The sequence below is a fragment of the Halobacterium sp. DL1 genome, assembly GCA_000230955.3.
In the GTDB taxonomy this organism is placed as follows: domain Archaea; phylum Halobacteriota; class Halobacteria; order Halobacteriales; family Halobacteriaceae; genus Halobacterium.
In genome coordinates this window covers 1-25302 of record CP007060.1, presented here as the reverse complement: position 1 = coordinate 25302, position 25302 = coordinate 1, and the positions used below count along the sequence as shown (strand labels likewise).

23 protein-coding genes are annotated in these 25302 nt (G+C 68.8%); 9 read left to right on the top strand and 14 right to left on the bottom strand.

Annotated elements, in window-relative coordinates; translation table 11 throughout:
- The first annotated feature begins 68 nt into the window (after positions 1–68).
- Positions 69–1748 (top strand): histidine kinase, encoded by a 1680-nt coding sequence (locus tag HALDL1_01605; GenBank protein ID AHG02470.1) that lies wholly within the window; start codon positions 69–71, stop codon positions 1746–1748.
- Here the strand turns inward: HALDL1_01605 and HALDL1_01600 are convergent.
- The 4 genes from HALDL1_01600 to HALDL1_01585 all read right to left on the bottom strand — a co-directional run bounded on the left by HALDL1_01600 (position 1745) and on the right by HALDL1_01585 (position 5839).
- On the bottom strand, positions 1745–2920 hold the full coding sequence (locus HALDL1_01600; protein AHG02469.1) for a lactate dehydrogenase: 1176 nt from the start codon (positions 2918–2920) through the stop codon (positions 1745–1747). The two genes, HALDL1_01605 and HALDL1_01600, sit on opposite strands and share 4 nt — an antisense overlap.
- 48 nt (positions 2921–2968) lie before the next feature.
- A complete protein-coding gene (locus tag HALDL1_01595) occupies positions 2969–3418 on the bottom strand; it encodes a thioesterase (protein AHG02468.1) in 450 nt (149 codons plus the stop codon).
- A gap of 37 nt (positions 3419–3455) precedes the next feature.
- Positions 3456–5039, bottom strand: a complete 1584-nt coding sequence (locus HALDL1_01590) for a 3-phosphoglycerate dehydrogenase (protein AHG02467.1) — start codon at positions 5037–5039, stop codon at positions 3456–3458.
- 158 nt (positions 5040–5197) lie between these two features.
- Positions 5198–5839, bottom strand: coding sequence for a bacterio-opsin activator (locus HALDL1_01585; GenBank protein AHG02466.1), 642 nt, complete (start codon positions 5837–5839; stop codon positions 5198–5200).
- Between the two features lie 83 nt (positions 5840–5922).
- Here HALDL1_01585 and HALDL1_01580 point away from each other — a divergent pair, with 83 nt between their 5' ends.
- Together HALDL1_01580 and HALDL1_01575 are read left to right on the top strand one after the other, a co-directional pair.
- On the top strand, positions 5923–6801 hold the full coding sequence (locus HALDL1_01580; protein ID AHG02465.1) for an alpha/beta hydrolase: 879 nt from the start codon (positions 5923–5925) through the stop codon (positions 6799–6801).
- Positions 6802–6858: 57 nt separating this feature from the next.
- The gene (locus HALDL1_01575; protein AHG02464.1) at positions 6859–7497 is read left to right on the top strand and encodes a phosphoserine phosphatase; all 639 of its coding nucleotides are present in this window, start codon (positions 6859–6861) and stop codon (positions 7495–7497) included.
- Here HALDL1_01575 and HALDL1_01570 read toward each other — a convergent pair.
- Together HALDL1_01570 and HALDL1_01565 are read right to left on the bottom strand one after the other, a co-directional pair.
- Positions 7494–8111, bottom strand: a complete 618-nt coding sequence (locus HALDL1_01570) for a hypothetical protein (protein ID AHG05070.1) — start codon at positions 8109–8111, stop codon at positions 7494–7496. The genes HALDL1_01575 and HALDL1_01570 overlap by 4 nt on opposite strands.
- Before the next feature lie 67 nt (positions 8112–8178).
- Positions 8179–8895 carry a hypothetical protein gene (locus HALDL1_01565; protein AHG05069.1) on the bottom strand — a complete coding sequence of 239 codons (717 nt, stop codon included), beginning with the start codon at positions 8893–8895 and terminating at the stop codon, positions 8179–8181.
- Positions 8896–9221: 326 nt separating this feature from the next.
- On the opposite strand from HALDL1_01565, the gene HALDL1_01560 reads away from it, so the two are divergent.
- Complete coding sequence (locus tag HALDL1_01560) at positions 9222–9776, top strand: hypothetical protein (GenBank protein AHG02463.1); 555 nt, start codon at positions 9222–9224, stop codon at positions 9774–9776.
- Here the strand turns inward: HALDL1_01560 and HALDL1_01555 are convergent, their stop codons facing one another.
- From HALDL1_01555 to HALDL1_01545, 3 genes are all read right to left on the bottom strand, one after another.
- Positions 9777–11066, bottom strand: coding sequence for an O-acetylhomoserine aminocarboxypropyltransferase (locus HALDL1_01555; GenBank protein ID AHG02462.1), 1290 nt, complete (start codon positions 11064–11066; stop codon positions 9777–9779). It lies immediately after the preceding gene.
- An 80-nt stretch (positions 11067–11146) separates the two neighbouring features.
- Positions 11147–12328 (bottom strand): homoserine O-acetyltransferase, encoded by a 1182-nt coding sequence (locus HALDL1_01550; protein ID AHG02461.1) that lies wholly within the window; start codon positions 12326–12328, stop codon positions 11147–11149.
- The gene (locus HALDL1_01545; GenBank protein ID AHG02460.1) at positions 12328–13638 is read right to left on the bottom strand and encodes an O-acetylhomoserine aminocarboxypropyltransferase; all 1311 of its coding nucleotides are present in this window, start codon (positions 13636–13638) and stop codon (positions 12328–12330) included. Before HALDL1_01545 ends, HALDL1_01550 begins: the two co-directional genes overlap by 1 nt.
- Positions 13639–13723: 85 nt before the next feature.
- Here HALDL1_01545 and HALDL1_01540 point away from each other — a divergent pair, with 85 nt between their 5' ends.
- A complete protein-coding gene (locus tag HALDL1_01540) occupies positions 13724–14890 on the top strand; it encodes an MFS transporter (protein AHG02459.1) in 1167 nt (388 codons plus the stop codon).
- On the opposite strand, the gene HALDL1_01535 is transcribed toward HALDL1_01540, so the two are convergent.
- On the bottom strand, positions 14887–16059 hold the full coding sequence (locus HALDL1_01535) for an aminotransferase (GenBank protein ID AHG02458.1): 1173 nt from the start codon (positions 16057–16059) through the stop codon (positions 14887–14889). The two genes, HALDL1_01540 and HALDL1_01535, sit on opposite strands and share 4 nt — an antisense overlap.
- Before the next feature lie 159 nt (positions 16060–16218).
- Here HALDL1_01535 and ligA point away from each other — a divergent pair, with 159 nt between their 5' ends.
- Entirely contained in the window at positions 16219–18351 is a 2133-nt protein-coding gene (gene ligA / locus HALDL1_01530) for an NAD-dependent DNA ligase LigA (protein AHG02457.1), read from the top strand.
- A 60-nt stretch (positions 18352–18411) separates the two neighbouring features.
- Entirely contained in the window at positions 18412–18651 is a 240-nt protein-coding gene (locus HALDL1_01525; GenBank protein AHG02456.1) for a hypothetical protein, read from the top strand.
- 15 nt (positions 18652–18666) lie between these two features.
- Here the strand turns inward: HALDL1_01525 and HALDL1_01520 are convergent, their stop codons facing one another.
- Complete coding sequence (locus tag HALDL1_01520; protein ID AHG02455.1) at positions 18667–20325, bottom strand: DNA polymerase II small subunit; 1659 nt, start codon at positions 20323–20325, stop codon at positions 18667–18669.
- 86 nt (positions 20326–20411) lie between these two features.
- Between HALDL1_01520 and HALDL1_01515 the strand changes: the two genes are divergently transcribed.
- Positions 20412–21149 carry a peptidase gene (locus HALDL1_01515; GenBank protein ID AHG02454.1) on the top strand — a complete coding sequence of 246 codons (738 nt, stop codon included), beginning with the start codon at positions 20412–20414 and terminating at the stop codon, positions 21147–21149.
- Here HALDL1_01515 and HALDL1_01510 read toward each other — a convergent pair.
- Both HALDL1_01510 and HALDL1_01505 read right to left on the bottom strand, forming a co-directional pair.
- Complete coding sequence (locus HALDL1_01510; protein AHG02453.1) at positions 21146–21418, bottom strand: hypothetical protein; 273 nt, start codon at positions 21416–21418, stop codon at positions 21146–21148. The genes HALDL1_01515 and HALDL1_01510 overlap by 4 nt on opposite strands.
- A complete protein-coding gene (locus HALDL1_01505; protein AHG02452.1) occupies positions 21415–21789 on the bottom strand; it encodes an IclR family transcriptional regulator in 375 nt (124 codons plus the stop codon). Before HALDL1_01505 ends, HALDL1_01510 begins: the two co-directional genes overlap by 4 nt.
- Positions 21790–21958: 169 nt before the next feature.
- Between HALDL1_01505 and HALDL1_01500 the strand changes: the two genes are divergently transcribed.
- On the top strand, positions 21959–22507 hold the full coding sequence (locus HALDL1_01500) for a DoxX family protein (GenBank protein AHG02451.1): 549 nt from the start codon (positions 21959–21961) through the stop codon (positions 22505–22507).
- Between the two features lie 183 nt (positions 22508–22690).
- Here HALDL1_01500 and HALDL1_01495 read toward each other — a convergent pair whose 3' ends face one another.
- Complete coding sequence (locus HALDL1_01495) at positions 22691–24238, bottom strand: cell division control protein Cdc6 (protein AHG02450.1); 1548 nt, start codon at positions 24236–24238, stop codon at positions 22691–22693.
- Between the last annotated feature and the right edge of the window lie 1064 nt (positions 24239–25302).

The window sequence follows — 25302 nt, the reverse complement described above, 5'->3', positions numbered from 1 at the left end:
ACTGATACACGCCGTGAAACGTCGTGTATTCCCGATACATTTATTCAGGGTAACGGACAGGTAGTGGTATGCAACTGACTGTCGGGGTGGCGCTCTCCGTCGCGTCGGCAGTCGTCTCGTTCGCCGTCGCTGCGCTGGCGTGGCGGCGGAAGGCACCGGGGACCGTCGGCCTCGTCGCGTTCACCGCCGCCGCGGGCGTCTGGGCCGGCGGGAACGCGATGCAGGTGGCGGCCACCACACTCGACGCGAAACTGCTCGCCGTCGACGTCCAGTGGGTCGGCATCCTCGTCGTGCCGGTGGCGTGGTTCGTCTTCGCCGCCGAGTACACCGGCCGGGAGGAGTGGGTGAACCGCCGGACGCTCGGCGTGCTGTCGGTGTTCCCGGTGGTGATGTTCGCGTTCGTGCTGACCAACGACTACCACCACCTCGTGCAGGTGAGCGCGACTCTCGAGGAGAGCGGCGGTGTGGTCCGCCTCAGCCGCGAGTTCGGTTGGCTGTTCTGGGTCGCCAGCGCGTACTCGAACCTCGTCAACGCCGTGGGGACCGTGATGTTGTTGACGGCCGCGGTCAAGGTCGGCGGCCAGTACCGCCGGCAGACCGCCGCCGTGCTCGTCGGCGCGAGCGTGCCGTGGCTGGCACACGTCGCCTACCTCTCCGGGTCGACGACCATCGAACCGGAGGCGTTCTTCGGCGTCACCGCCGTCGCGTTCGCCTACGCCATGCTGGAGTACGACCTCTTCGAGTTGCTCCCCGTGGCCCGCGACAGGGTGTTCGCGGAACTAGACGACGGCGTCGTGGTCGTCGACGGTCGCGGCCGTGTCGCGGACTACAACGCCGCGGCGCGGCGACTGCTCGGCGTCGATTTCTCGGCCGGCGACACGTTCCATGCGGTCGTTCCGGGGGCCATCGCTCGCGCGCTCGAAGCGGAGGGCTGCGACCCGGTGCGGGTCGTCGCGGGCGGGGAGACGCGGTGGCTGACGGTGCAGTCGAGTCTCGTCGGCGAAGACCCGTCCGGGCGCCTCGTGGTGCTCCGGGACGTCACCGAACTGGAGCGCAAGCGCACCGAACTCGACCGGGAGAACGAGCGCCTCGAGCGGGTCGCCGACACCATCAGCCACGACCTCCGGAACCCGCTGAGCGTCGCCGAGGGCTACCTCGACCTGGCCGAGGCGGAGGGCGACCCGGCGGACTTCGAGCGCGTCCGCAGCGCCCTCGACCGGATGGACGACATCATCGATGGGACGCTGCGACTGGCCCGCACCGGCCTCGAGGACCCCGAGATGAGCGACGTGCCGCTGACGACCGTCGTCGAGCGGGCCTGGGAGAACGTCCCTACCGAGACGGCCGCGCTCCGCGTCGACGTCGGCGACCGCGTGGTCCGCGCCGACCCGGACCAGCTAGAGAGCCTCCTGGAGAACGTCTTCCACAACTCCGTCGAACACGGGTCGGCCGTCGCGACGGCGGCCGACGACGACCCCGCGGTCACCGTGACGGTCGGTGCCACCGATGACGGATTCTTCGTGGCCGACGACGGCCCGGGCGTCCCGGAGCGCCAGCGCGGCGACGTCTTCGAGCGGGGCTACACGACGAGCGACACCGGGACGGGCCTCGGTCTGGCCATCGTCCTGGACATCGCGGAGGCCCACGGCTGGCGGGCGAGACTCGGCGAGAGCGACGCGGGCGGCGCACGGCTCGACGTCACGGGCGTCGAGGCGGTCGACCGTCTGGCGGAAGAGCCCACGCGCTAGGTGGTCGCGGCGACGAGTCCAGCGCAGACGAGGAGCGCGGCGACCAGTCCCCAGAACGCGAGCCGGTAGTCCGCGAGCGTGGCGACGGTGCCGACGTAGGTCGGGCCGAGCGCCCCGAGGCCGATGTAGACGGTGCGCATCGCGCCGAGGTCGCCGCCCGCCGAGTCGGCGGGGAACGAGTCCATCAGGTACGACTGCATCACCGGCGGGAACGACATCAAGCCCGCGGCGAACGCGACGACGGCGACGACGGCGAACAGCGGTTCCCGGGCGAGCACGACGGCCGACAGCGACGCCGCGCCGAGCAGCAGACTGGAGACGGTGAGGGTGCGCCGCGGCACGTAGTCCGAGAGCGTGCCCGCGGTCGGTTTGACGACGGCGCCGACGGCGAACAGCGCCGCAAACGCCGCGCTCCCGACACCCTGACCGAACCCCTTGCCGGTGTTGAGGAACGTCGGGAGGAACGCCGCGGTCGCCTGCCACGTGAACGCGTAGAGCGCGTAGGCGACGAGGAGGCCGCGGAACCGGGGCGTGCCGAACAGCCGACCGAGCGTCGCGCGGACGTCGAGGGTCCGCCGCTCGAAGACGTAGTCCTCGCGGCTCCAGGCGTGCAGCGAGACGAGCACGACGAGAGCGACGGCGACGACGGGCACGAACGCGGCGCGCCACGTCGCCACCGCAAGCACGGTCGCACCGAGGCCCGCCGCCGCGACGCCGCCGAGGTCACCGGAGGCCGTGTGGAGGCCGAACGCGCGGCCCTGCTTGTCGGAGTAGAGGTCGGAGACGAGCGCGCGAGCGGCGGTCGGGTAGAGCCCCGCGCCGAGACCGACGACCGCCGCGCCGACCAGGAAGAAGGCGTAGGAGGGCGCGGCGGCGAGCGCGCCGAAGCCGACCGCCACGAGCGCGAGCCCGGTGGTGAGCAGCGTCTTCCGGGAGAGCGCGTCCGAGAGGCGGCCGCTGGGGTACTGGAGGAGCGCGTACAGCCCCCACAGCAGGCTGAACGCGAAGCCGGCCTGCGCGTCCGATATCTGGAGGTCGGCGGTCACCTGCGGGAGCATCGGCGACAGCACGAGTCGCCCCGCCTGGATGGCCAGCCAGCCCACGGACGTGCCGACGAGCAGGCGGCCCGCGTAGCCGGTCACCAGGCGCTCCTCGGTCGCGCTCTCCGTCACTACCGGAGGGACGGGCGGCGCGTATTTCAGCGGCGGGGTTCCGGTCGTTCAGTCCCGGGACCCCGTCTCACCGGCGAGCGCCTCCTGCTCCAGTCGCCGGTCGCGCTCCGTCTCGACGGTCAGGTCGGGCACCGGCGTGGGTTTCATCTCCTCGTCCACCGCGACGAAGACGAAGTAGGAACTCGTCGTCTGCTCGCCCTCGCCCGACCGCGGGTCCTCGCGGAACGCACGCAGGCGGACCCGGACGCTGCTCCGGCCCGTCGCGTAGGCGTAGGACTGGATGACGCAGATGTCGCCGCGGGGAATCGGGCGCTCGAAGTCGAGGCTGTTGATGCGCGCGGTCACGCAGGTCTCGCCGGCGAGCCGCATCGCCGACATCGCGCCCACCTCGTCCATCCACTTGACGACGTTGCCGCCGTGCGCGGAGGCGTAGTTGTTGGTGTCGTCGGGCTGGACGCGCACGCGGTTCTCGATGAACGTGTCGGTGACGCTGGGCACGGTGAACGAAGGTCCGGCGCCGACAAAACTGCTCGCCCTACTCGCCGTTCAGTTCGATGCTCCGGACATCGGTGATGCGGTCGTCGGCGAGCAGCGCTTCGATGGCACCGCTCGGAACCGGCTCGTCGAGGTTGTAGACGGTGAGCGCCTCCCCGCCGATGGTCTCGCGGGCGTTGAACATCCCCGCGATGTTGACGCCGGCCTCCCCGAGCGCGGTGCCGATGAAGCCGATGACGCCGGGTTCGTCGCGGTTGCGCGCGGCGAGCATGTGGCCGTGCGGGATGGCGTCGACGCGGTAGCCGTCGATCCTCACGAGGCGCGGGTCGTCGCCCGCGAACAACGTGCCCGAGACGGTGAGTTCGTCGTCGCTGTTGCCCACCGTGACGGAGACGAGGCTCTGGAAGTCCTCGCTCTGGCGGGTCTTCGTCTCGGTCACCTCGATGCCGCGCTCTTCGGCGACTCGCGGCGCGTTGACGGCGTTCACCTGCCACTCCAGGGGCTCGAAGACGCCCTTCTGGGCGCTCGCTGTGACGAGGTCGAGGTCCTCCTCGGCGATGTCGCCCTCGTAGCGCACGCCGACGCGTTCGATACGGCCGTCGAACAGCTGGGCCGCGACCTTCCCGGCGGTCTCCGCGAGGCCGATGTACGGCTCGATGCGGCCGAACGCGCTCTCGTCGACGCTCGGCGCGTTCAGCGCGTTCAGCACGGGTTCGTCGTTCAGCGCGGCGACGATCTGGTCGGCGGTGGTCGTCGCGACGTGCTCCTGTGCGGCCGCCGTCGACGCGCCGAGGTGCGGCGTCAGGATGACGTTCTCGGCGTCGAGCAGCGGCGACTCCGTCGAGAGCGGCTCTTCGGCGAACACGTCGAGGGCCGCCCCCGCGATGACGCCGTCCTGGGCCGCCTCGGCGAGCGCGTCCTCGTCGACGACGCCGCCGCGGGCGACGTTGACGACGTAGCCGCCCTCCATCTCCGCGAGTTCCGCCTCGCCGACGAGCCCCTCCGTCTCGTCTGTGAGCGGGACGTGGACGGTGAGGAAGTCGGCGCGGTCGACGACCTCCTCGAAGTCGACGAGTTCGGCGCCCAGCTGCTCGGCGCGGTCCTCGCCGATGTACGGGTCGTAGGCGACGAGGTCCATGCCGAGGCCGCCGAGTCGCTTGGCGACCTCCTGGCCGACACGGCCGAGGCCGACGACGCCCAGGGTCTTCCCGTTGAGTTCCGTGCCGAGGTAGTCGCCCTTCGCCCACTCGCCGCCCGCGAGTCTGGCGTGGGCCTGGGGAATCGAGCGCGCGGTGGCGAACGCCATCGCGACGGTGTGTTCGGCGGCAGCCCGGACGTTGCCCTCCGGCGCGTTTGCGACGATGACGCCGTGGTCGGTGGCGGCGTCGATGTCGATGTTGTCCACGCCGATGCCCGCGCGCCCGACGATGACGAGTTCGGGCGCGGCGTCGAACAGTTCGTCCGTGACCTGCGTCCCAGACCGCACGACGAGCGCGTTGGCGTCGGAGACTGCGTCGAGCAGCGCGTCGCCCTCGACGTCGTAGGCCGTCTGTACGTCGTGGCCGGCGTCCCGGAGCCGGTCGAGACCGGCGTCCGCGATGGGGTCCGTGACGAGTACCTTCATGCAGTGTGGGTCGGCGCCCGCGGGGATAAGGGTTTCCGCACGTGCACGTATTGACGATGGTTCCGAGCAGCCATAATATCCACAATCTTGTATCTTCTCGCCAGCGGTGCCGTCGTGTCTATCCACACTCGCGTCCGCCTCCGGCGGCGTTTGCCGGGCTACGCGCCGCCGACGGCGTCCCGGACGACGCACGCCTCGGCTTTCCGGAGGAGTTCACCCGCCGTGCTCGTCGCGCAGTCGAGTTCCACGGCGACGTCCGCGACCGACGCCGCCCGCGGCACGTCGTAGTAGCCCAGGTCGAGTGCCGTGTCGAGGGCGGCGCGCTGGCGGTCCGTCAGCGACGCCGGGGTGTCGCCGCGCTGGAAGTCGTGCACCGACTCCACGGAGACGTCGAGCAGGTCCGAGAGGGCCGCGTAGAACGCGCCGAGTGCGTCGGCCTCCCCCACGGCCTCGAAGCGCGCGGTGCGGTCCGCGCGGAACGCGAGCGGTGGGAGGAAGGCGACGTCCGCGGCGGCGACGAGGTCCAGCAGGTCGTCGGCGAACGCGTACTCTGTCTGGCGTGTGAACGCGTAGGTGCCGCCGTCGCCCGCGACGAGACTCGTCTCGGCGACCGGCTCGGATTCGAGCATCTCCGTCGCGGTCTCGCGGTCCGCGTCGACCCAGATCAGCGTCGTCGCGCTCCCGACCGGCCCCCACGTCAGCACCTCGGCGCGCGAGACGGCGGCGTGTTCGACGACCGCCCGGTGGAGCGGGTGGGTCAGGTCGACGGGATAGTCGGCAGCGAAGGCGACGCGTTTCACACCGGCAGTGATGCCGCGGTTAACTTAAAAGACCGGATGCATCCGACGAAACGCCCTCCTGTCGCCGGCCGCAACTTCGACGCGTGAGCGCGACGACAGCGACGACCGACGAGCAACGTGCCGGGCGCACCGCCGACTACGACGGCACACCGGTAGCGTACACCGAGTTCGGCGACCCGGACGGCGAACCGGTCGTGTTCTTCCACGGCACGCCCGGGTCGCGACTGCTCGCCGGACTGTACGACGACCCGGCGCAGACCCGGGGCGTGCGCGTGCTCTCCTTCGACCGGCCCGGCTACGGGGAGACGCCGCCGGTCGCGGAGTACGACCAGACCGATTCCCCGGAACTGCTCGCGGCCGTCCTCGACGACGCTGGCGTCGAGAGCGCGGACCTCGTGGCGTTCTCCGGGGGAGCCCCCCACGCCCTCGCGGCGGCCGCCGCGAACGCCGACCGCGTCGGGGACGTCGACGTGGTGTCTGGTGGGGTGCCCGCCTCGGTCCGCGAGGAGACGCCGACCCCGCAGCGCGTGCTCGGGTCGCTCGCCGAGCACGCGCCCCGCCTCCTGGGTGGACTGCTCCGGGGGCAGGCGTGGGCGGCCCGTCGCCTCCCGGCGTCGTTCGTCGTCGCCCAGTACACGACCGACGGCGGGGAGGACCTACCGGAGGCGGTTCGAGAACTCGTGAAGCGGGACTTCCTCGAGGCGCTCGCGGCGCACCGCGCCGGCGTCGTCCGGGAGTCCCGGCAGTTCACCGGCGACTGGACGTTCCCGCTTTCAGCCGTCGACGCCGAGGTGCGGTGGTGGCACGGCGAGGACGACGCCAACGTGCCCGTCGACGGTGCGCGCAGGGTAGCCAACCGCCTCCCGGACTGCGAGTGCTCCGTCCTCGCGGGCGTCGACCACCTGGGCGCACTCGTCGAGAGCCGGGAGCGCGTCCTCGACCGGTACGCCCCCGACACGTAGCCCCAATCTCTGCCACGGCAGCGACGTTTTTCCCGCCCCGCCGCGAACGACCCCGTAATGACTCTGGTCGCGTTCGACTTCGACGGCACGCTCGCCGACTCCGAGATGCTCGACCGACTCGCCGCGCGCCACGGCGTCGGCGACGAGGTCGCCGAGATAACCGAGCGCGCGATGCGCGGGGAACTCTCCTATCCGGAGAGCCTCCGGGAGCGCGCGAAACTCGTCGCGGGCCTCTCGAACGACGACACCGAGGACGTCTACGGCGACGTCCGCCTGCGGGAGGGGGCCGGCGACCTGATTCGCTCGCTCCGGGACGCCGGCGTCACCGTCGTCGTCCTCACCGGTGGGTTCGCGCCGGGCGTGGAGGCGGCCCTCGAGGCGGCGGACGCCGAGGCCGACAGCGTGGTCGCGAACCGCCTGCCGGCGGACGACGACGGCCTCACTGGCGACGTCGAGGGGCCGCTCGTCGAGGGGACGAAGGACGACGCGCTCTGGCAAGCGTGCGGGGAGTTCGACGAGACGCCCGAGGAGGCGGTCGCCGTTGGCGACGGCGCCAACGACGTTCCGATGCTCGAGGAGGCCGGGTTCGCGGTCGGCTTCGAGCCGAAATCCGGCGTCGACGACCACTGCGACGTCTCCGTCTCGTCGGTGGAAGAACTGGAGGAACTGTTCGGGGAGCGAGGACTGCTCGACTAGGCCTGCGTGCGGTCGGCCCACGAGGTGACGGTGGACAGCACCGCCGCGCCGAGGCCGACTGCGACTGCGTTCACGACGAGGTTACCGAACGCGACGCTGCCGGGCTTCCGGACGGCCTGCTGACCCTCGACGGTGACGCTGCCGAAGCCCATCGAGACGAAGAACGTCCCGACGACGACGAGCACGCCCGCCCCGACGAGGCCACCGACCGCGGCCGCGACGAACGTCTCCCGGTCTCCCACGTCGAGCCTTCGAGCGGCGTACAGTCCGAGCACCGCCGCGAGCGCCGCGGCGAGCAGCGGTAGCACGTAGATGGCGAGCTGCGCGGCCTGGTTGACGAACTGCGTCGCCGCGATCTCGCCCGCCTTGGGCGACTGCGACGCGAACCCGCCGTCCGGCGACTCGATGGCCGGCTTCCCGGCGAACTTCAGCAGGAGGAACATCACGCCGAGGCCGACGCCGGTGCCGGCGCCCGTCGCGCTCGCGAACGTCGCGAAGCGCTTGGTCAGCGGCGCGGTGAGCAGGTCGACGTACGACGGCTCGGCGGTCCGCTGTGGCTGCTGGTGCGTAGTCGGCTGCGGTTCTCCTCCTGGTTCGCTCCCTTGTCCTGACATCGAACGCAGAATACCCGCTGTCCAACTTATAAGTTTCCGATAGTTACGAGAGTGGTACTTCGAACGCTCAGTGCGTCGGCGCGTACTCCCGGCTGACGTAGGCGGCCGCCGCGCTGACGAGGCCGACGCCCGCGCCGATGGCGACGGCGTTGAACGCCAGCTTGTCGAAGGCGAGCTTCGTTCCGCCGATGTACACCGCGGAGATGGCGCCGGAGGCGCTCTGGAGCTGGGACGTCTCCATCGAGGAGAGGCCGCCGAACGCGGACGCCGTCTCGGTCGGCTGGGGCATCGGCACCGCCGAGATGGCGAACGAGCCGAGCACGCCGACGACCACGACCAGGGCGAACGCACCGACGCCACCGCCGAGCGCGCTCGCGACGTACGTGTGACGGTCGGAGCCGTCCAGATTACTCGCAACGTAGAATCCGCCGGCGACCCCCAGGACGCCCGCGACGAGCGGTGCGGCGTTCATCGCCTGGAACGCCAGGCGGTTGACGTACAGCTGTCCCATGACCGCGTCGAAGTTCTGGACGAACGTACTGGGACTCACCACCGTCTCGGGCGAGAGCGGCGCTCCACCGATGAACCCGACGAACAGCGCGCCGAGGCCCGCCGCTGCGCCGACCAGCGCGAAACAGGCGGTGAGGAACTTCACGTACGCCTTCGTCGCCGGGTCGGTGGCGAGGTCCGTAATCGACGGTTCTGCGGCCGGCCGCTCCCCCACGGCCTGCGGTTCGGCTGCCTGTTCAGTCGACACGTCAGCGTCTTCGTGTTGGCCCGACATCACGCTACGATTCCGAGCGTGCGAGTTAAACGTTGGACATACCTTCGGCGCCGAGTGCGTGGAATTAGCTCCGTGGGCGTTGACTGGTCCGGGAGCCGAGAGAAAGACTGCGTTCCGAACCCCGCGACGGGTGGATCGCGGGAGCACCGGGTGAAATGGCCAGGGCACACTGGTGGTTCCGCACCCGGGCATCCGTTCGTACGACGCTCTGACCCTTTCTTAATTGGTGCTTAATGAGCTATCTCGCCGAGCCGCCAGTGCTCGCCGTCGTGGTCAGTGACACAACCAAACACTTATCGACTAGATTGAACACAGACTGTGCAAGGTTGACAACGAGCAGCGGCTTCGACGGCACGGGGGGAGCGGGGGGCGAACTCGCCGAGGGAGAGATCCACGACGTCCTCCGGAACGACCGACGCCGGATGGTCCTCGAACTGCTCGGGGACGCCGGCGAACCAGTGACGACGCGGGAGCTCTCGGAAGCCATCGCGGCCCGCGAAGCCGACGCCGACCCGCCGCCCCGGGACGTCCGGCAGAGCGTCTACATCTCCCTCCAGCAGACCCACCTCCCGAAACTCGCTGGACTCGGCGTCGTGGACTACGACGAGAACACGAAGGAAGTGACGCCAGCGACGAACGCCTCGACGCTCGGCGTCTACATGGAAGTGGTGCCGAAGTACGGGCTGGCGTACAGCGAGTTCTACGGCGCGCTCGGCGTGCTCGGCGTGCTGCTCGTGGTCGCCGCGAGAATCGGGGTGCCCGTCGTCGGCGCGCTGAGCGCGGGGACGTGGGCGGTCGTGGTCTTCTGCGTCGTCGTCGCCTCTGCCGCCTACCAGACGTACGAGCAGCGGAGTTCGCTCGTGCACCGCCTCCGCGAGTAGTTACTGGGAGGCGGCCTCGATGGCGCGTTCGAGGTCCGCAACGACGTCCGCGGGGTCCTCGATGCCGACCGAGAGGCGCACCAGGTCGCCGGTGACGCCCGCGTTCTCCTGTTCCTCGTCGGTGAGCTGCTGGTGCGTGGTGCTGGCGGGGTGGATGATGAGCGTCTTCGCGTCGCCGACGTTCGCCACCAGGCTCGCCAGTTCCGTGTTCTCCGTGGTCGCCTGCGCGGCGTCGTAGCCGCCCTCGAGGCCGAACGTGATCATCCCGCCGTACTCGCCGCCGAAGTACTCCGTGGCGGTGTCGTGGGTCGGGTGGTCCTCGAGGCCGGGGTAGGTGACCCACGACACGTCGTCGTGGTCCTGGAGGTACTCCGCGATCTGCTGGGCGTTCTCGCAGTGTTTCTCCATCCGGAGGGGCAGCGACTCCAGTTTCTCGAGGGTCTGCCACGCGTCGAACGGCGACTGCTGGTTGCCCAGGTCGCGCAGGCCGCGCGCGATGCCGGCGTACGTGAACGCCGCCTCCCCGAACGCCTCGGCGAAGTTGACGCCGTGGTACGCCGGGTTCTCCGCCGCTATCTCGGGGTACTTCTCGGCGTGCTCGGCCCACGGGAAGCTGCCCGCGTCGACGAGCGCCCCGCCGACCGTCGTCCCCGCGCCGTGGATCCACTTCGTGGTCGAGTGCCAGACGATGTCCGCGCCGTGCTCGATGGGGTTGCAGAGGTACGGCGTGGGGAACGTGTTGTCGACCATCAGCGGGACGCCGTTGTCGTGGGCGATCTCCGCGATGCGCTCGAGGTCCGGCGTCTTCAGGCTCGGGTTGCCGATGGTCTCGACGAGCACGTAGGCCGTGTCCTCGTCGATGGCCGCCTCGTAGGCGTCGTAGTCGAGGACGTCGACGAACTCCGTCGTGACGCCGCGGCGCTCGACGCTGTGCGTGAGGTAGGTGTACGTCCCGCCGTAGAGGTCGCTGGACGCGACGATGTTGTCGCCCGCACTCGCCAGCAGGAAGGTAGCGAGGTCGAGGCTCGCCATCCCGGAGGAGGTGGCGACGGCACCGACGCCGCCCTCGAGTGCCGCGAGGCGCTCCTGGAGCGTCTCGACGGTTGGGTTCATCAGCCGCGAGTAGATGTAGCCGGGCTTCTCGAGGCCGAACTGCGCGGCGGCGTCGTCGCTGTCCTCGAAGACGTACGAGGTGGTCTGGTAGATCGGCGGTGCGCGCGACCCGGTGGTCGGGTCGACGTCCTGGCCCGCGTGGACGCTGTTCGTGTCGAAGCCGTAGTCGTCAGCCATACCGTTGGGAGGAGCGGTAGCGGGTTAAGCCCGGTAGTCACCTGCAGTACCTGCCGGTCTCTACAACAGCAGTCGCGGTTCTATCCGGAGAAGAGGCTGTTGTGGACGGGCGCGTACCGCGTGCGGTCGTCGTCCTCGTGTTCGACGGTGTCCGTGACCGAGGCGCCGGCGACGCCGTCGGCGAGGAAGTCCTTCAGCGGCGGACCGACGGACTCGGGTTCGACGAGGAACGCGTCGTGGCCGTGGTCGGAGTCGACGACGTGGTGGGCGACGAGGACGTCGCGCTCGCGGAACGCCTCGGCGAGTTCCTCGCTCTGCTCGACGGTGAAGTGCCAGTCGCCGGTGAACGACATGAGCAGCGCTTCGCCGGTGAACGCGCCGATGGCGCTGGCGTCCGAGTCGTACCCCTCGGCGAGATCGTAGTCGTCCATCGCCCGCGTGAGGTAGAGGTAGCTGTTCGCATCGTAGCGGTCCGTGAACTTCTCGGCCTGGTAGTCGAGGTAGGACTCGACGTCGCGGTAGGGGAAGAACGCGGCAGCCTCGTCGGTGGGGAACGGGTCGCTGCCGGACGCCCGGCCCGCGGTCCGGCGGCCGAACTTCTGGGCCATCGAGTCCTTCGAGAGGTACATCAGGTGGCCGAGCTGGCGGGCCATCGCGAGGCCGCCCTCCGGCGGGTCGCCGCCGTAGTAGTCGCCGCCGTTCCAGTTCGGGTCGCTGCGGATAGCGCGGCGCGCGACGGCGTTCAGCCCGAGACACTGCGCGTCGAGGCGCGGCGCGGCGGCGATGGCGGCGACGCGGCGGACGTCGTCGGGGTAGCGCCGCGCCCAGTCGAGGGCGTTCATGCCGCCGACGCTCCCGCCGAGGACGGCGTGCAGGCGGCCGACACCGAGTTCGTCGAGCAGGCGGCGCTGACTGCGCGTCCAGTCGCCGACGGTGACCGGCGGGAACTCGGTCCCCCACGGTTCGCCGTCCGGTCCCTCGCTGGACGGGCCGTCCGTCCCGTAGCACGACCCGGGGACGTTCGCGCAGACGACGTAGTAGCGATTCGTGTCGATGGCCTTCCCGGGGCCGACGACGTCGTGCCACCAGCCCCGGCCCTGCCCCCCTTCGCCGCCGCGGACGTACTGGCTGCCCGTGAGCGCGTGACAGACGAGGACGGCGTTGTCGCCAGTGAATTCGCCGTACGTCTCGTAGGCGACGGTGAGGTCCTCGACGCTCTGTCCGCAGTCGAACTCGAAGGACCCGATGCTCGTCGACGGCATCAGCGGGCACCCCGCAGCGCCTGCTCGAAGTCCGCGACGATGTCAGCGGCGTCCTCGATGCCGACGGAGACGCGGACCATGTCGGGCGCGACGCCCGCCTCGCGCTGTTCCTCGGCGTCTAGCTGTGCGTGCGTGGTGCTGGCGGGGTGGACGACGAGCGTCTTCGCGTCGCCGACGTTCGCGAGGAACGAGGCGAGTTCGACGCCCTCGCAGACGGCCTTGGCGGCGTCGAAGCCCCCTTCGGGACCGAACGTGAGCATCCCGCCGAACCCGCCCTCGAGATACTCGCTCGCGGCGTCGTGGGTCGGGTGGTCGTCCAGTCCTGGATACGAGACCCACGCGACGTCGGGGTTCTCGCGTAGCGCCTCGGCGAGCGCCCGGGCGTTCTGGCAGTGCTTCTCCACCCGGAGCGGGAGGGTCTCGACGCCCTGGAGTGTCTGCCAGGCGTCGAAGGCCGTCTGGCCGGTGCCACAGGAACGGACGGCGCGCTGGCGGACGGCGGCGGCGAACGCGCGCTCGCCGAAGCGCTCCGTGAAGTCGAAACCGTAGGCGGGGTTCTCCCCGGAGAGCTCCGGGAAGTTCGCGTCCGCGTGGTCCCAGGGGAACGTCCCGCCGTCGACGACGACACCCCCGAGCGTGGTGCCGGCGCCGTGGATCCACTTCGTGGTGGACTCCCAGACGACGTCGGCGCCGTGCTCGATGGGGCGGCAGAGGTGGGGCGTCGCGAACGTGTTGTCCACCACGAGCGGGACGGCGCGTTCGTGGGCGACGGCGGCGAGTTCCTCGAAGTCGGGCGTGACGAGCGACGGGTTGGCGACCGTCTCGACGTGGACGAACGCGGTGTCGTCGTCGATGGCGTCGGCGACGGCCTCGGGGTCGAGCGCGTCGACGGTGCGGATGCCAACGCCGCGCTTGCTCGCGATGTGCGAGAAGTACGACGCGGTGCCGCCGTACATCTCGGCGCCCGCGACGATATTGCGCCCGCTCTCGGCGAGCGTGGTGGTGATGGCGTCGATGGCGCCCATTCCGGCGTTCGTGGCGACGGCGTCGACGCCGCCTTCGAGGCTGGCGAGGCGGTCCTCGAGGATGGAGACGGTGGGGTTGGAGATGCGGGAGTAGACGTCGGCCTCGGAGTCGAGGGCGTAGCGAGCGGCCGCCTCGTCGGCGCTGGGGAAGACGTAGGAGGTGGTCTGGTGGATGGGGGGCGCCCGGGCGCCAGTCGCGTCCGGTTCGTGGCCCGCGTGGACGCTCCGGGTGCGCGGCCCGTGGCTCGCGTCAGTCATTGCTACGAGTAATAGTTCTCCCGTCAAATATGCGCGTCAGTTACGGCAACGTTTGCCCGGCGGGGTGGCCGATTCCACCGCGTTCATAGCCAGTCCCTCCTAACCGGCTGGCATGGTCAGGCGGGAGCGCGCCTCGCTGGCGGGCGTCGTCTTCGCGGTGCTGTTCGCCCAGGTGCTCCTCTACCCCGGCGCCACCGACCTCGTCGCGGCGTTCCGCGCGGACGACCCGGAGACCGCCAGCCGGTGGTTCCTCGCCGCGGAGTTCGCCGCCTTCGTCGCGTTCGCGGGCGTCTGGGGCGCCCTCAGCGACCGTGCCGGCCGGCGCGTTCCGTTCATCGCTGCGGGCGCCGTCGGCGGCGGCCTCGGTTACGCCGCGCTCGCCGTCCTCGACGTCGGCCTCGCGGGCGCGCTCGTCCTCCGGGCGGCCCAGGGCGCGGCCACCATCGGCGCGTTCTCGCTCGCGATGACGATGCTAATGGACCTCTCCGACGACCACGGCAAGGACATGGGCGCCGCCGGCATCGCCATCGGCCTCGGCACCGCGCTCGGCGCACCGGTCGGCGGCCAGCTCACCGAGTTCGCGGTTCGCGCGCCGCTCGTCGTCGGGAGCGTCGTCCTCGTGCTCGCGGGACTGTTCGCGCTGCGCGTGCCGGACCGCGCGCCCTCGGGCCACGGCGACTCGCTCCGCGAAGGGTTCCGCGTCCTCGCCGACCGGCCGGCGCTCGGCGTCCCGTTCGCGTTCGGCTTCATCGACCGCTTCACAGCGGGCTTCTTCGCGCTCGTCGGGACGCTGTACTTCCGGCAGGAGTTCGGCCTCGGCGCCGGCGAAACGGGGCTCACGCTCGCGCTGTTCTTCGCGCCGTTCGCGCTCCTCCAGTATCCGTTCGGGAAGCTCTCCGACCGCGTCGGCCGCACGCTCCCCATCGCCGCCGGCTCCGCGACCTACGGCCTCGCCGTCGTCGGCGTCGGCCTCGCGCCCAGCCTGCTGCTCGCGCAGGGCGGGATGGTCGTCGTCGGCGTGCTCGGCGCGCTGATGGCGCCCGCGACGATGGCGCTCGTCACCGACGTGGCCGGCGACGACGAGCGCGGCGTCAGCATGGCTGGCTTCAACGCCGCCGGCTCACTGGGGTTCCTCGCAGGCATCGTCGGCGGCGGCTGGGTCGCCGAGCAGTGGGGGTTCGCAGACGCGTTCCTCCTCGCTGGCGGGGCGGAGTTGCTGCTCGCGGCGCTCGCGCTCCCCGCGCTCGTGAGACTCGCGCCGAAGAAGGTGGCCGCCTAGCGCAGTCGGTCCCGAGCGGCATCGAGGGCCGCGTCCGTGTCGACGTCGACGCCGACCTCGTCGAACGCCTCGCCGATGGTGCGCACGCCCCGGAGGAGCTGCTCGCTCGTGATGTTCCCCATGTTCGAGACCCGGAAAATGTCCCCGCCCAGGTGGCCCTGCCCGCCGCTGATGGAGACACCTCGCGCCTCGACGGCGTCGAAGAACGCGGGGGCGTCGTCACCGCGCGCGCCCGCTGGCAGAACCATTCCGGTGACGGTGTTCGAGTACTCCGCGTCCTCGTTCAGCCGCGGGAACGACTCCAGGCCCATCGCGTGGAACGCGTCGCGGAACGCCGCGGCCTGCCGGCGGTGGCGCTCGATGCGGTCGGGCATCCCCTCCTCGCGGATATCCGAGACCGCTTCGGCAAGACCGCGGAACAGCGGGACGGCGCTCGTGAAAGGCGTCTGGTGGGACTCGGCCTTCCGGAGGTGCCAGTCGAGGTCCTCGTAGAACGGCGCGCTCTCGCCGTCGAGGTAGGCTTCTGCCGCCTCGGTCACGTACAGCGCGCTGATACCCGGCGGCGCCGCGAGCGCCTTCTGGCCGTCCGTGACGGCGACGTCGACGTGCCAGTCGTCGATGCGGAACTCGTCGCCGCCGATGCTCGTCACGCCGTCGACGACGTAGCGCGCGTCCTGCTCGCTGGCGAGTTCACCGACCGCCTCCACGGGGTTGAGGATGCCCGAACTCGTCTCGTTGTGGACCATCGTGACGACGTCCGTGTCGTCGCTCACTGCGTCCGCGACCGCGTCGACGTCGACGGGTTCGCCCCAGTCGAACTCCACGCGGGTCACGTCGGCGTGTCGGTCCGCGATGCGGGCGAACCGGCGGCCGAACTTCCCGTTGACGACGGAGACGACCTCGCTGTCGTCGTCCGTGAGGTTCGCGACGGCGGCCTCCATCCCCATCGTCGCGGTGCCGTTGAGGATGAGCGAGGTGCCGCCGCTGGACGTCGTGAGACCGCTCGGTGCCGAGTGTTCGAACACGTAGTCGAGGTGGTCCTGTGCGCGCTCGTAGACGGCCTCGAAATCCGCCGAGCGGTGGGAGACCATCGGTTCAGCCATCGCGTCTCGGACCGCCCGCGTCACGGGGACGGGGCCGGGGTTCAGGAGGAGAAAGTCCTCGCGCATACAGGAGTGTCGGCGCGAGCGCGGATAAGATAGCGGGATGCGTGCAACGTCTGCCGAGTGTCGGTCGCAGTCGGACTCTCCGCGGCCTTCGACAGCGCTGTCGAACGATGACCTGTGGCTTCCATACCGCTTACCACCCCCCACCGTCTACCGGGACGTATGCCCGAGGCCGAGGCCGGCGCGGACGCCCCGGCGAACAACCCGTACGTCCGCGACCCGGCCACATCGTTTGCGCGCGTCGAGAACCTCTCCGAGAGCGAGGCCACGGAGCAGGCCCGCCTGCTCCGGGAGGCCATCCACTACCACGACTACCGCTACTACGTCGAGAACGACCCCGTCGTCGGCGACCGGACGTACGACGCGCTGTTCACGCGCCTCCAGGACCTCGAGGACGCCTTCGGCCTCGCGACGCCGGACAGCCCCACGCAGCGCGTCGGGAGCGAGCCGCTCGACGAACTCGAGAGCGTCGACCACGTCGTGCCGATGCTGTCGCTGGACTCCAGCGGCGAGGTCGACGACGTCCGGGAGTTCGCCACGCGCGTCGAGCGGGAGGTCGGAGCCGTCGAGTTCGTCTGCGAGCCGAAGTTCGACGGCCTCTCCGTCGAGGTCGTCTACGAGGACGGCCGGTTCGTGCGCGCCGCCACCCGGGGCGACGGCCGGACCGGCGAGGACGTCACCGAGAACGTCCGCACCATCGACAGCGTCCCGCTGCGCCTGCGCGGGGACCCGCCGGCGTTCCTCGCGGTTCGCGGCGAGGTGTACATGCCCCGGGACGCGTTCCAGGCGCACAACGCGGAGCGCGTCGAGCGCGGCGAAGACGCGTTCGCGAACCCGCGGAACGCCGCGGCCGGAACACTCCGCCAGTTAGACCCGAGCGTGACCGCCGAGCGGCCGCTGGACTGCTTCTTCTACGACGTGTTGGCTGCGGGCGAGTCGGAAGCTGACGCCACGGCCGACGCCTCGCGCGGCGGCCTCGACGGCGGCTTCGACTCCCACTGGGACGAACACGTCGCGCTCCCCGAGTGGGGGTTGAAGGTCGACGACCGCTCGGAGCGCGTCCCCGACGTCGACGGTGCTATCGAGTACCGCAATCGCCTGGGCGAGGAACGGGAGTCACTGAACTACGAGATAGACGGCGTCGTGATCAAGGTCGACGACCGCGCGCAGTGCGCCGAACTCGGGACGACCGCACGGCACTACCGGTGGGCGTTCGCCTACAAGTTCCCGGCGCGCGCGGAGGTGACGACCGTCGCGGACGTCGTGGTGCAGGTCGGCCGGACGGGACGGCTCACGCCGGTGGCGCTGCTCGACCCCGTCGACGTCGGCGGCGTCACCGTCTCCCGCGCGAGCCTCCACAACCGCGACGAAATCGAAGCGATGGGTGTCGGCATCGGCGACGCGGTGCGCGTCCAGCGCGCCGGCGACGTCATCCCGTACGTCGCGGAGGTGGTCGAACCCCACAGCGAGGAAACCATCGAACTCCCCGAGACGTGTCCACGCTGCGGGAGTCCGGTCGAGTACGAGGGTCCCATCGCGTTCTGCACGGGCGGGCTCGCGTGCCCGGCGCAGCTCGTCCAGGGACTCAGCTACTTCGCGGACGTCCTCGACGTCGAGGGCCTGGGCGAGCGCGCCGCCGAGCAGTTCGTCGAGGATGGGGTCGTCGAGAACGACGTCGCGGATATCTTCGACGCGAGCGTCGAGGAGATAGCCGCCCTGGAGGGGTGGGGAGAGACGAGCGCGCGGAACCTCCGCGACGAACTGGAGGGCGCACGTCACCCACCACTCGGGCAGTTCCTCGCGGCCATCGGCATCCGGGAGGTTGGGCCGACCGTCGCCCGGGACGTGGCCGCGGAGTTCGGGACGCTGGGCGCCGTCCTCGCTGCCGACGAGGATGATTTTCAGTCAGTGCCGGGCGTCGGCAGCGTAGTCGCCGGCCACCTCCGGGAGTTCTTCGACAACGAGCGCAACCGTAGAGTCGTCGAGCGCCTCCGTGCGGAGACGCGTCTCGGTGAGCCCGAGCCGGCCGAACGCGAGGTGGCCAGCGAACTCGACGGCCTGACGTTCGTGTTCACGGGGAGCGTCGACGGCTGGACGCGGGGGGAACTCCAGGACCTCGTGCAGCGCCACGGCGGGAACGCCGTCTCCTCGGTGTCTGGGAACACCGACTACCTCGTGGTGGGGGAGAGTCCGGGGCAGACGAAGCGCGACGACGCGGCCGCAGAGGGCGTCCCGGAACTCGACGCCGAGTCGTTCTTCGACGTCCTCGCGGAGCGCGGCGTCGACGCGGAGTAACCGGTATCGGCTACGGACCAGTTATTGCGTTGCCGTTCGAGGGTTCGGACAGCGGCGACCATGCTCCGAGACTACATCTCCAGGCGACCACACGAGGCGCGACTCCGCGCGGTAGTCAAGACGCTCTGCTACCGCGCCCTGATGGTCGCGATCACCATCGTCGTGGCGTGGGTGGTGACCGGGAGTACGACGGACGCGATCAACATCGGCCTCGTCACGAACCTCATCAAGACCGGGACGTACTACGGCTACGAGCGCCTCTGGAACCGCATCTCCTGGGGCGTGACGGCGCCGGAGTGAGCAGGTGAAACCGGGTCAGACGAACTTCCGGACCGTCACGTCGAGCGTGTCGAGGTCGAGGATGGGCGCGGTGGCGACGTCCGGGTCGATGTTCACCGACTGCTGGAACTCGGTCTGGTGCTGCCAGCAGCCCGAGTTGACCATCCGGACGTTGTGGTAGGTGCCGACGCCGAGTTTGTGGACGTGACCCGTGTGGAAGACGTCGGGCACCTCGTCCATCACGAGGTAGTCTTCTTCCTCGGGCGCGAGGCGGGTGCGCCCGCCGAACTGCGGGGCGACGTGGCGCTTCCGGAGGAGTAGTTCCATCGCCCGGTGCGGGTTGTCGTAGGAGACGTCCTCGCTGGGGTGTTCGGCGATGATTTCGTCGATGGAGACGCCGTGGTACATCAGGATATTCACGCCCTCGACGGTGACCGTGGAGGGGTTGCCGGTGAACCGGGCGTCGTGTGCGCTCATGATGGAGCGGAGTTCCTCGTCGAAGGCCGGCTGGGGTTCCGCGAGGCGGACGGCGTCGTGGTTCCCCGGGATCATCACGATCTCCGTGTCGCCGGGCACCTCCTTGAGGCGCTCGGCGAACGTCTCGTACTGCTCGTAGAGGTCGACGATGTCGAGTTCCTCGTCCTGATTGGGGTAGACGCCGACGCCCTCGACCATGTCGCCCGCGACGAGGAGGTACTCGACGGCGTCGGCTTCGGGCGTGTGGAGCCAGTCGGCGAACGCCGACCACTCGTCGTCGGCGAACTCCTGGCTGCCGACGTGGACGTCGGAGACGAGCGCCGCCTGGACGTGGCGGTCGGCGGTGTTCGGCTCGTGCGTCCGCGGGATGTCCGGGAAGAAGATGTCGTCGGCGAACAGGATGCCGCCGTCGTCCGAGAGCGTCCCCTCGATGGCGATGACCTCGTCCATCAGGAGTTCGTCGACGTCCGCCGCGATGTCCTTATCCTTCATCACGAGCGCGGGGAAGACGCCGTTCGTATCCTCCAGTTCCACGAGCCAGTGGCCGCTCGCAGTAGAGCGGACGTCGTTGACCATGCCGACGACGGCGGCGTCGCTGCCACCCGGCATCGAGTCCAGCGCCGACGTCGGACGGTGGTTGACGCGCCCGCGGAGCTTCTTCGAGAGCCGGTCGTAGCGGTCGCGGAACGTCGCGACGAAGTTCTTGTACTCGCCGGTCCCAGTGGACTCTCCGGTGATGTCGCCCGCGATGTCGAGACTGCGCTCGTCGTGGTCACCAGCGGGATTCGGAGCGTCCTGTGAGTCGGCGGACCCGACAGACTCAGTCGTTCCGCTGGTGTCGTCGACCCCCTTCGTTTCTAGTGGAGAACCTGTTTCCGTGGTATGATTTGTCTCCGTTTCTACTTCAGTGGAACCAGAGGTAGCGTCGGTAGAGTTGGATTTATCCGGCGTCTGTGCGTCCGGCGAGAAGGCGTCAGCCGCCGCGTCGGCGGCCTCGCTCGCGCCGTCCGTCCGGGCGTCGGTAAGGTCGTCTTCCAGCACGGACCGCACGTGGTCGACCGTGAGCGTCAGGGCGTCTGCGGGCGCCTCGTCGACGGCTCGCTCGACGGCAGCCGACGGGTCGTCCGCACCCGCGAGCAGCGTCACCGCCTCGCGGTCGGCGTTGTAGCCCCGGCTTGTGAGTTCGCGGACCACCCGAACCGGGGGTTCTAGGGGCACGTTACTGACGGACGCGGAGGTTCAGCAAAAGCGTGGCGGTCGCCAGAGGGGAAGGTTGAAACCCGCCAGCGCCGAATTCCCTGTGAATGACGAACGGCGATGACTCGCCCGACTCCCGCGGCGGTGTTCGCGGCGCCGCGAGCTGGTTCCTCCACACAGACAACGGCGTCGTGCTGTTCCTCCGTGAGGCCGGGAGCAGCGCGCTCGCCGTCGGGATGGTCGGACTGCTGCTGTTCGCCGTCAGCGGCGTCTGGCCCCCACTGGTCGCCGTCGAGAGCGGCAGCATGCAGCCGAACATGGTGAAAGGAGACCTCGTGTTCGTGATGGAGGAACAGCGGTTCAGCCCCGAGTACGCCACCGGCGACACCGGCATCGTCACGGCGCGCACGGGCGCGGACCAGAACTTCAGGAAGTTCGGTGGTCCCGGCGACGTCATCGTCTATCAGCCGAACGGGAACGCCAGGCAGACGCCGGTAATTCACCGCGTGCGCTTCTGGGTGAACGACGGCGAGAACTGGTACGAGAAGGCCGACCAGAGCTTCCTCGGCGGTGCCGACGACTGCGGGGAACTCCGGAACTGCCCCGCGCCCCACGCCGGCTTCATCACGAAGGGGGACAACTCCGTGACCAACGACTACTACGACCAGGTGAAGGGCATCTCGGAGCCCGTGCGGCCGTCGTGGATCAAGGGAACGGCGGAGTACCGCATCCCGTACCTCGGCTGGGTGCGCCTCACCGTCTCCGGGACGGCGTCGATGGATCCGGTAGCGCCGGCCGCCGCCAACGCGACCGCTCCCCAGTCAGGCGCTTTCGCGGGCGCCTAGTCCTCGTACAGCGAGTAGACGATAACCGCGAATCCGACAGCCGTCAGCGCGCTCTCGGTCAGCACCGCGAACGTCTGGTCGACGACGAGCAGCTGGTCGACGACCCCCGCGAGCAGCGAGCCGAGGGTCACGAACCCGAACCCGATGGCGAGCGACCGCAGCGCGGGCGAGCCGGTGCGTTTCCACGCCTTCAGCGCGAAGTACGTGACCGCTCCGCCGAGCAGCAGCGTGACTGTCTTCAGCGCGACGACGATGGTGTAGTGTCTCATGTTTCCTTGCTCACCTCCGCCCAGAGCGTCTCGAGGCGCTCGTCCGTCGACTCCGGCGGCCGGGCGATGCCGACGTCGAGCGTCCGGTCCTCGGCCAGTTGGATGACCACCTCCTCGAACACGAGCGCGTACTCCGTCGTGTGGTGGCCGTCCGGCTGAAGCACCGCACGCTCCTCGAGGAGCGCGGCGTCCGTCAGCAGGTCGAGTTTCCGGTAAGTGGTCGACAGCGGCACGTCGCTGGCGTCCGCGACCTGCTTGGCGGTCATCGGCTCCTCGAGCACCTCGATGATGCGTCGACAGCCCTCGTCGTCCAGGGCGTCCAGTACGTCCTGGAGGTCGGGTGCCTCTTCCGAATCGAACGGAGCGCGCATCGACAGTCCGACCTGCGGAGCGCCGTCTCTTAATTCGTTCGACAGAACCCTCCCACTGGAAGGGACCACCAGTGTGATTCCCACACTCCAGGAACGAGCCTCAGACCGTGGGAAACGCCTGCTCGCTATATCGTTCCGCAGAACCTCCGTCCAACTGGAGGGAAACACTATGTCCCAAACTACGGCCGGTCCGAACACGTTCGAATCCCGTCTCGGCGGCATCACCGTCCGCGGGAAAGCACACAGCCTGAGCGCGTGGTTCGTCCTCGCGCTGCGACTGATGATGGGGTACGCGTTCCTCTCGTCGGGCGTCGACAAGCTACTCTCGGGGAGCTTCGCCGCCGGCGGCTACCTCGGGAACGTCGCGTCCACGAACGGGAACCCCCTCGAGGCGATGTTCGCGTGGATGGCGAATACGCCGTGGTTCCTCGACCTCGTGAACGTTGCCGTCCCGTGGGGCGAGGCGCTTATCGGCGTCGCGCTCCTGCTCGGCGCAGTCACCCGACTCGCCGCGTTCTTCGGCGCGTTCATGATGCTCCTGTTCTACTTCGGGAACTGGAGCGTCCAACACGGCTACGTGAACGGCGACTTCGCCTACATGCTCGTCTTCCTCGCCGTCGCGGCGTTCGGCGCCGGGCGCATCCTCGGCCTCGACGCCCGACTCGAGGAACTCGACCTCGTGGAACGGAACGGCTGGCTGCGCTACCTCCTCGGGTAGCCGTTCGGGAACACTGCGGAGCGCATCTCCCGTCCAGCCAGTACCGGCCGTTCTTCGATTCCGCTTCGTTCGTTCGACACCACAGTACTCGTCTTTCAACTGGATGGTAACCACGCCTCAGTGAGGTGTTCTCCACTAGAAACGAAGGGGTGTCAGAATCTGGTCTGATAGGCGGACAGTCGCTCAGTTGTCGAAGCGCGCCTGCACGAACGGGGTGACATCCTCGATGTCGCTCAGGCGGGAGTCGGCTTCGAGGACGGTCTCTGTCTCCTCGACGGGGACCGAAAGTGAGATTTCCTTCGTGCGCCCGTAGCGGCCCTTCGAGACGACCACCGCGTTCACGATGCCGAGCATGTCGAGTTCGCTGATGAGGTCGGTGACGCGGCGCTGGGTGAGCACGTCAGCGTCGAGCTCGTCGCAGAGCGTCTTGTAGATGTTGTACACCTCGCCCGTGTTGACGTTGTGGACGCCGTTGTCCTCCAGGAGGAGGATGGCGTAGAGGACGAGTTTGCTCTGGGTCGGGAGCGTGCGCACGACCTCGACCACGCGGTCGAGTTCGATCTTGTCCTGCGCGCGCCGGACGTGCTCCTCGGTGACGTCGTCGGACTGGTCGCGTTCCGCGAGTTCGCCCGCGGTCCGCAGCAGGTCGAGTGCCCGTCGCGCGTCCCCGTGTTCCTGTGCGGCGAACGCGGCACAGAGCGGGATGACGTCCTCGGAGAGCGCCTGGCCCTTGAACGCCACCTCAGAGCGGTGCTGGAGGATGTCCCGGAGCTGGTTGGCGTCGTACGGCGGGAAGACGATCTCCTCCTCGCCGAGACTGGACTTCACGCGCGGGTCGAGGAAGTCGGTGAACTTCAGGTCGTTCGAGATGCCGATGATGGAGACCCGGGAGTTGTCGAGTTCGGAGTTCATCCGGGAGAGGTTGTACAGCGTGTCGTCGCCGGACTTCTCGACGAGTTTGTCGATCTCGTCGAGCATGATGACGGCGACCCGCTCGACGTAGTCGACGGCGTCGAAGAACGTCGCGTACACGCGGTCGGTCGGCCACCCCGTCATCGGGACCTCCTCCATCTCCGATTTCTCCTGGAGGAGCTCCTCGATTCGGTCGTCGACGTCCTCGACGGAGTCGAACTGCTCGCGGAGATCCGAGCCATCGTTGTTGGACTCGTCGCTCCCGTCGCCCATCTCGAACTCGCCCGGCAACCCCCCCGTTTCAGGTGCGTCGGTCTCGGCCTCCATCTCGTTGCGGAGGTCCTGGAGGTCGGCGACGCGCTCGTCGACGAACGTGCGGTTCTGCTCGATGAACGTGTTCGCGAGCTGCGCGAGCACGCGGTACTGGGTGTCGGTGACCTCGCAGTTGATGTACTCGACCTCGCAGGGGACGTCGTACTTCTTGGAGGTGCGCTCGAGCTCCTGGCTCACGAACTTCGCGCTCGCGGTCTTCCCCGTCCCCGTCTTCCCGTAGATGAGGATGTTCGACGGCGTCTCCCCGCGGAGCGCGGCGACGAGAATCGTCGCCATATTGTTGATCTGGTCCTTCCGGTGGGGGAGTTCGTGTGGCGTGTACGACGGGCGCAGTACTTCCTTGTTCTCGAATATCGGTTCGCCGCTCAGGAGGTCGTCGAAGAGCCCCTCGTCACCCTCGTCGTCGTCGACGAGGACGTCGTCGAGGTCGACCTCGAAGTCGCGGTCGGCCGTGCGTCGGTCGTCCGGCATCGGTTCGTCAGACATGTGTCGATTGGATACCCCTTCGTTTCGTGTGGAGAGCGCCGTCACCAGACAGCGGCCCGGAAACGACCGTTACTGCGGCGTTCCGCGACAGCTTCCCGACAGACGCTCCAGTTGATGCAGATGAACCAATGGAAACAGGAGAGACTAATAAGTTTCGATGATGCTAATTGGAGCGGTCAGATTGTAGGTCGACCGTACTCCGTGTAGCAGTTTCGACACGATCCATAGCATGTAAGGAACTGACAAGGACGTTGCCCGCTCCTCGGGATAAGGCAGAGATCTGATAACGAAAATCGCTACATGGCGGTTAATTTGTTCGACCAAACTACGACTTCATCGGTGCAGTATCAGCCTGTTGCAGGACCTACCGATTCTTCGATCTGCTCCCGATCTTTGGAGTAGCCCGACCGTACGAAGCTGGAATTCTGAGACTGGTCGACTGGTCGTTCCATCGGAAACCAGGGGGTCGAACGCCGAGATGTGGCCGAACCCCCCACCCCTTCGTTTCAGGTGGAACGGAGAAAGAGGAGTGGGCACAACAGACGACGTCTAGCCTAGGGAAGAACTAAGTACCTACCCGAAAAACAATATCCGTAATACAGAGAACATATCCAATTGTAGGGCTGCAAAGGTCTAGTTCTAGTTGGGTTTGGCGTGGATTCCCGGCTGATCGGTTTGCTGGACTGGTCCCTCTCACCGTTCCAGTCGAAACGAAGGGGTGGGGGATTCCCTGCAGACTTCCCTCTCGTTCTTGTCTACCGGTCCTGTGGAACCAGTTCCTCCTCAGGCGAACCGCTCGATTCCAGCCTATCGGTCGCGAGCACTCCGCGAACCGCTCTTCTTCCGGCTGTTCTCACTAATCTATCGCCCTGACGTGGCCTGTTCATGGTTACCAATCACCACTTTCTTCGCTCGATTCCTCTCCCCCTTCTCCTCGTAGAGCCGGCCCAGCTGTCGAGGCCGCTCAGTTCCTTCCTGCCCTCGCTCGACAGTTCGCTCGTCGAAATCCTCGACGCCGCTCGGTCCGCAACGTCGACGCCGTCTGGACCGTAAGTTTAAGTCTC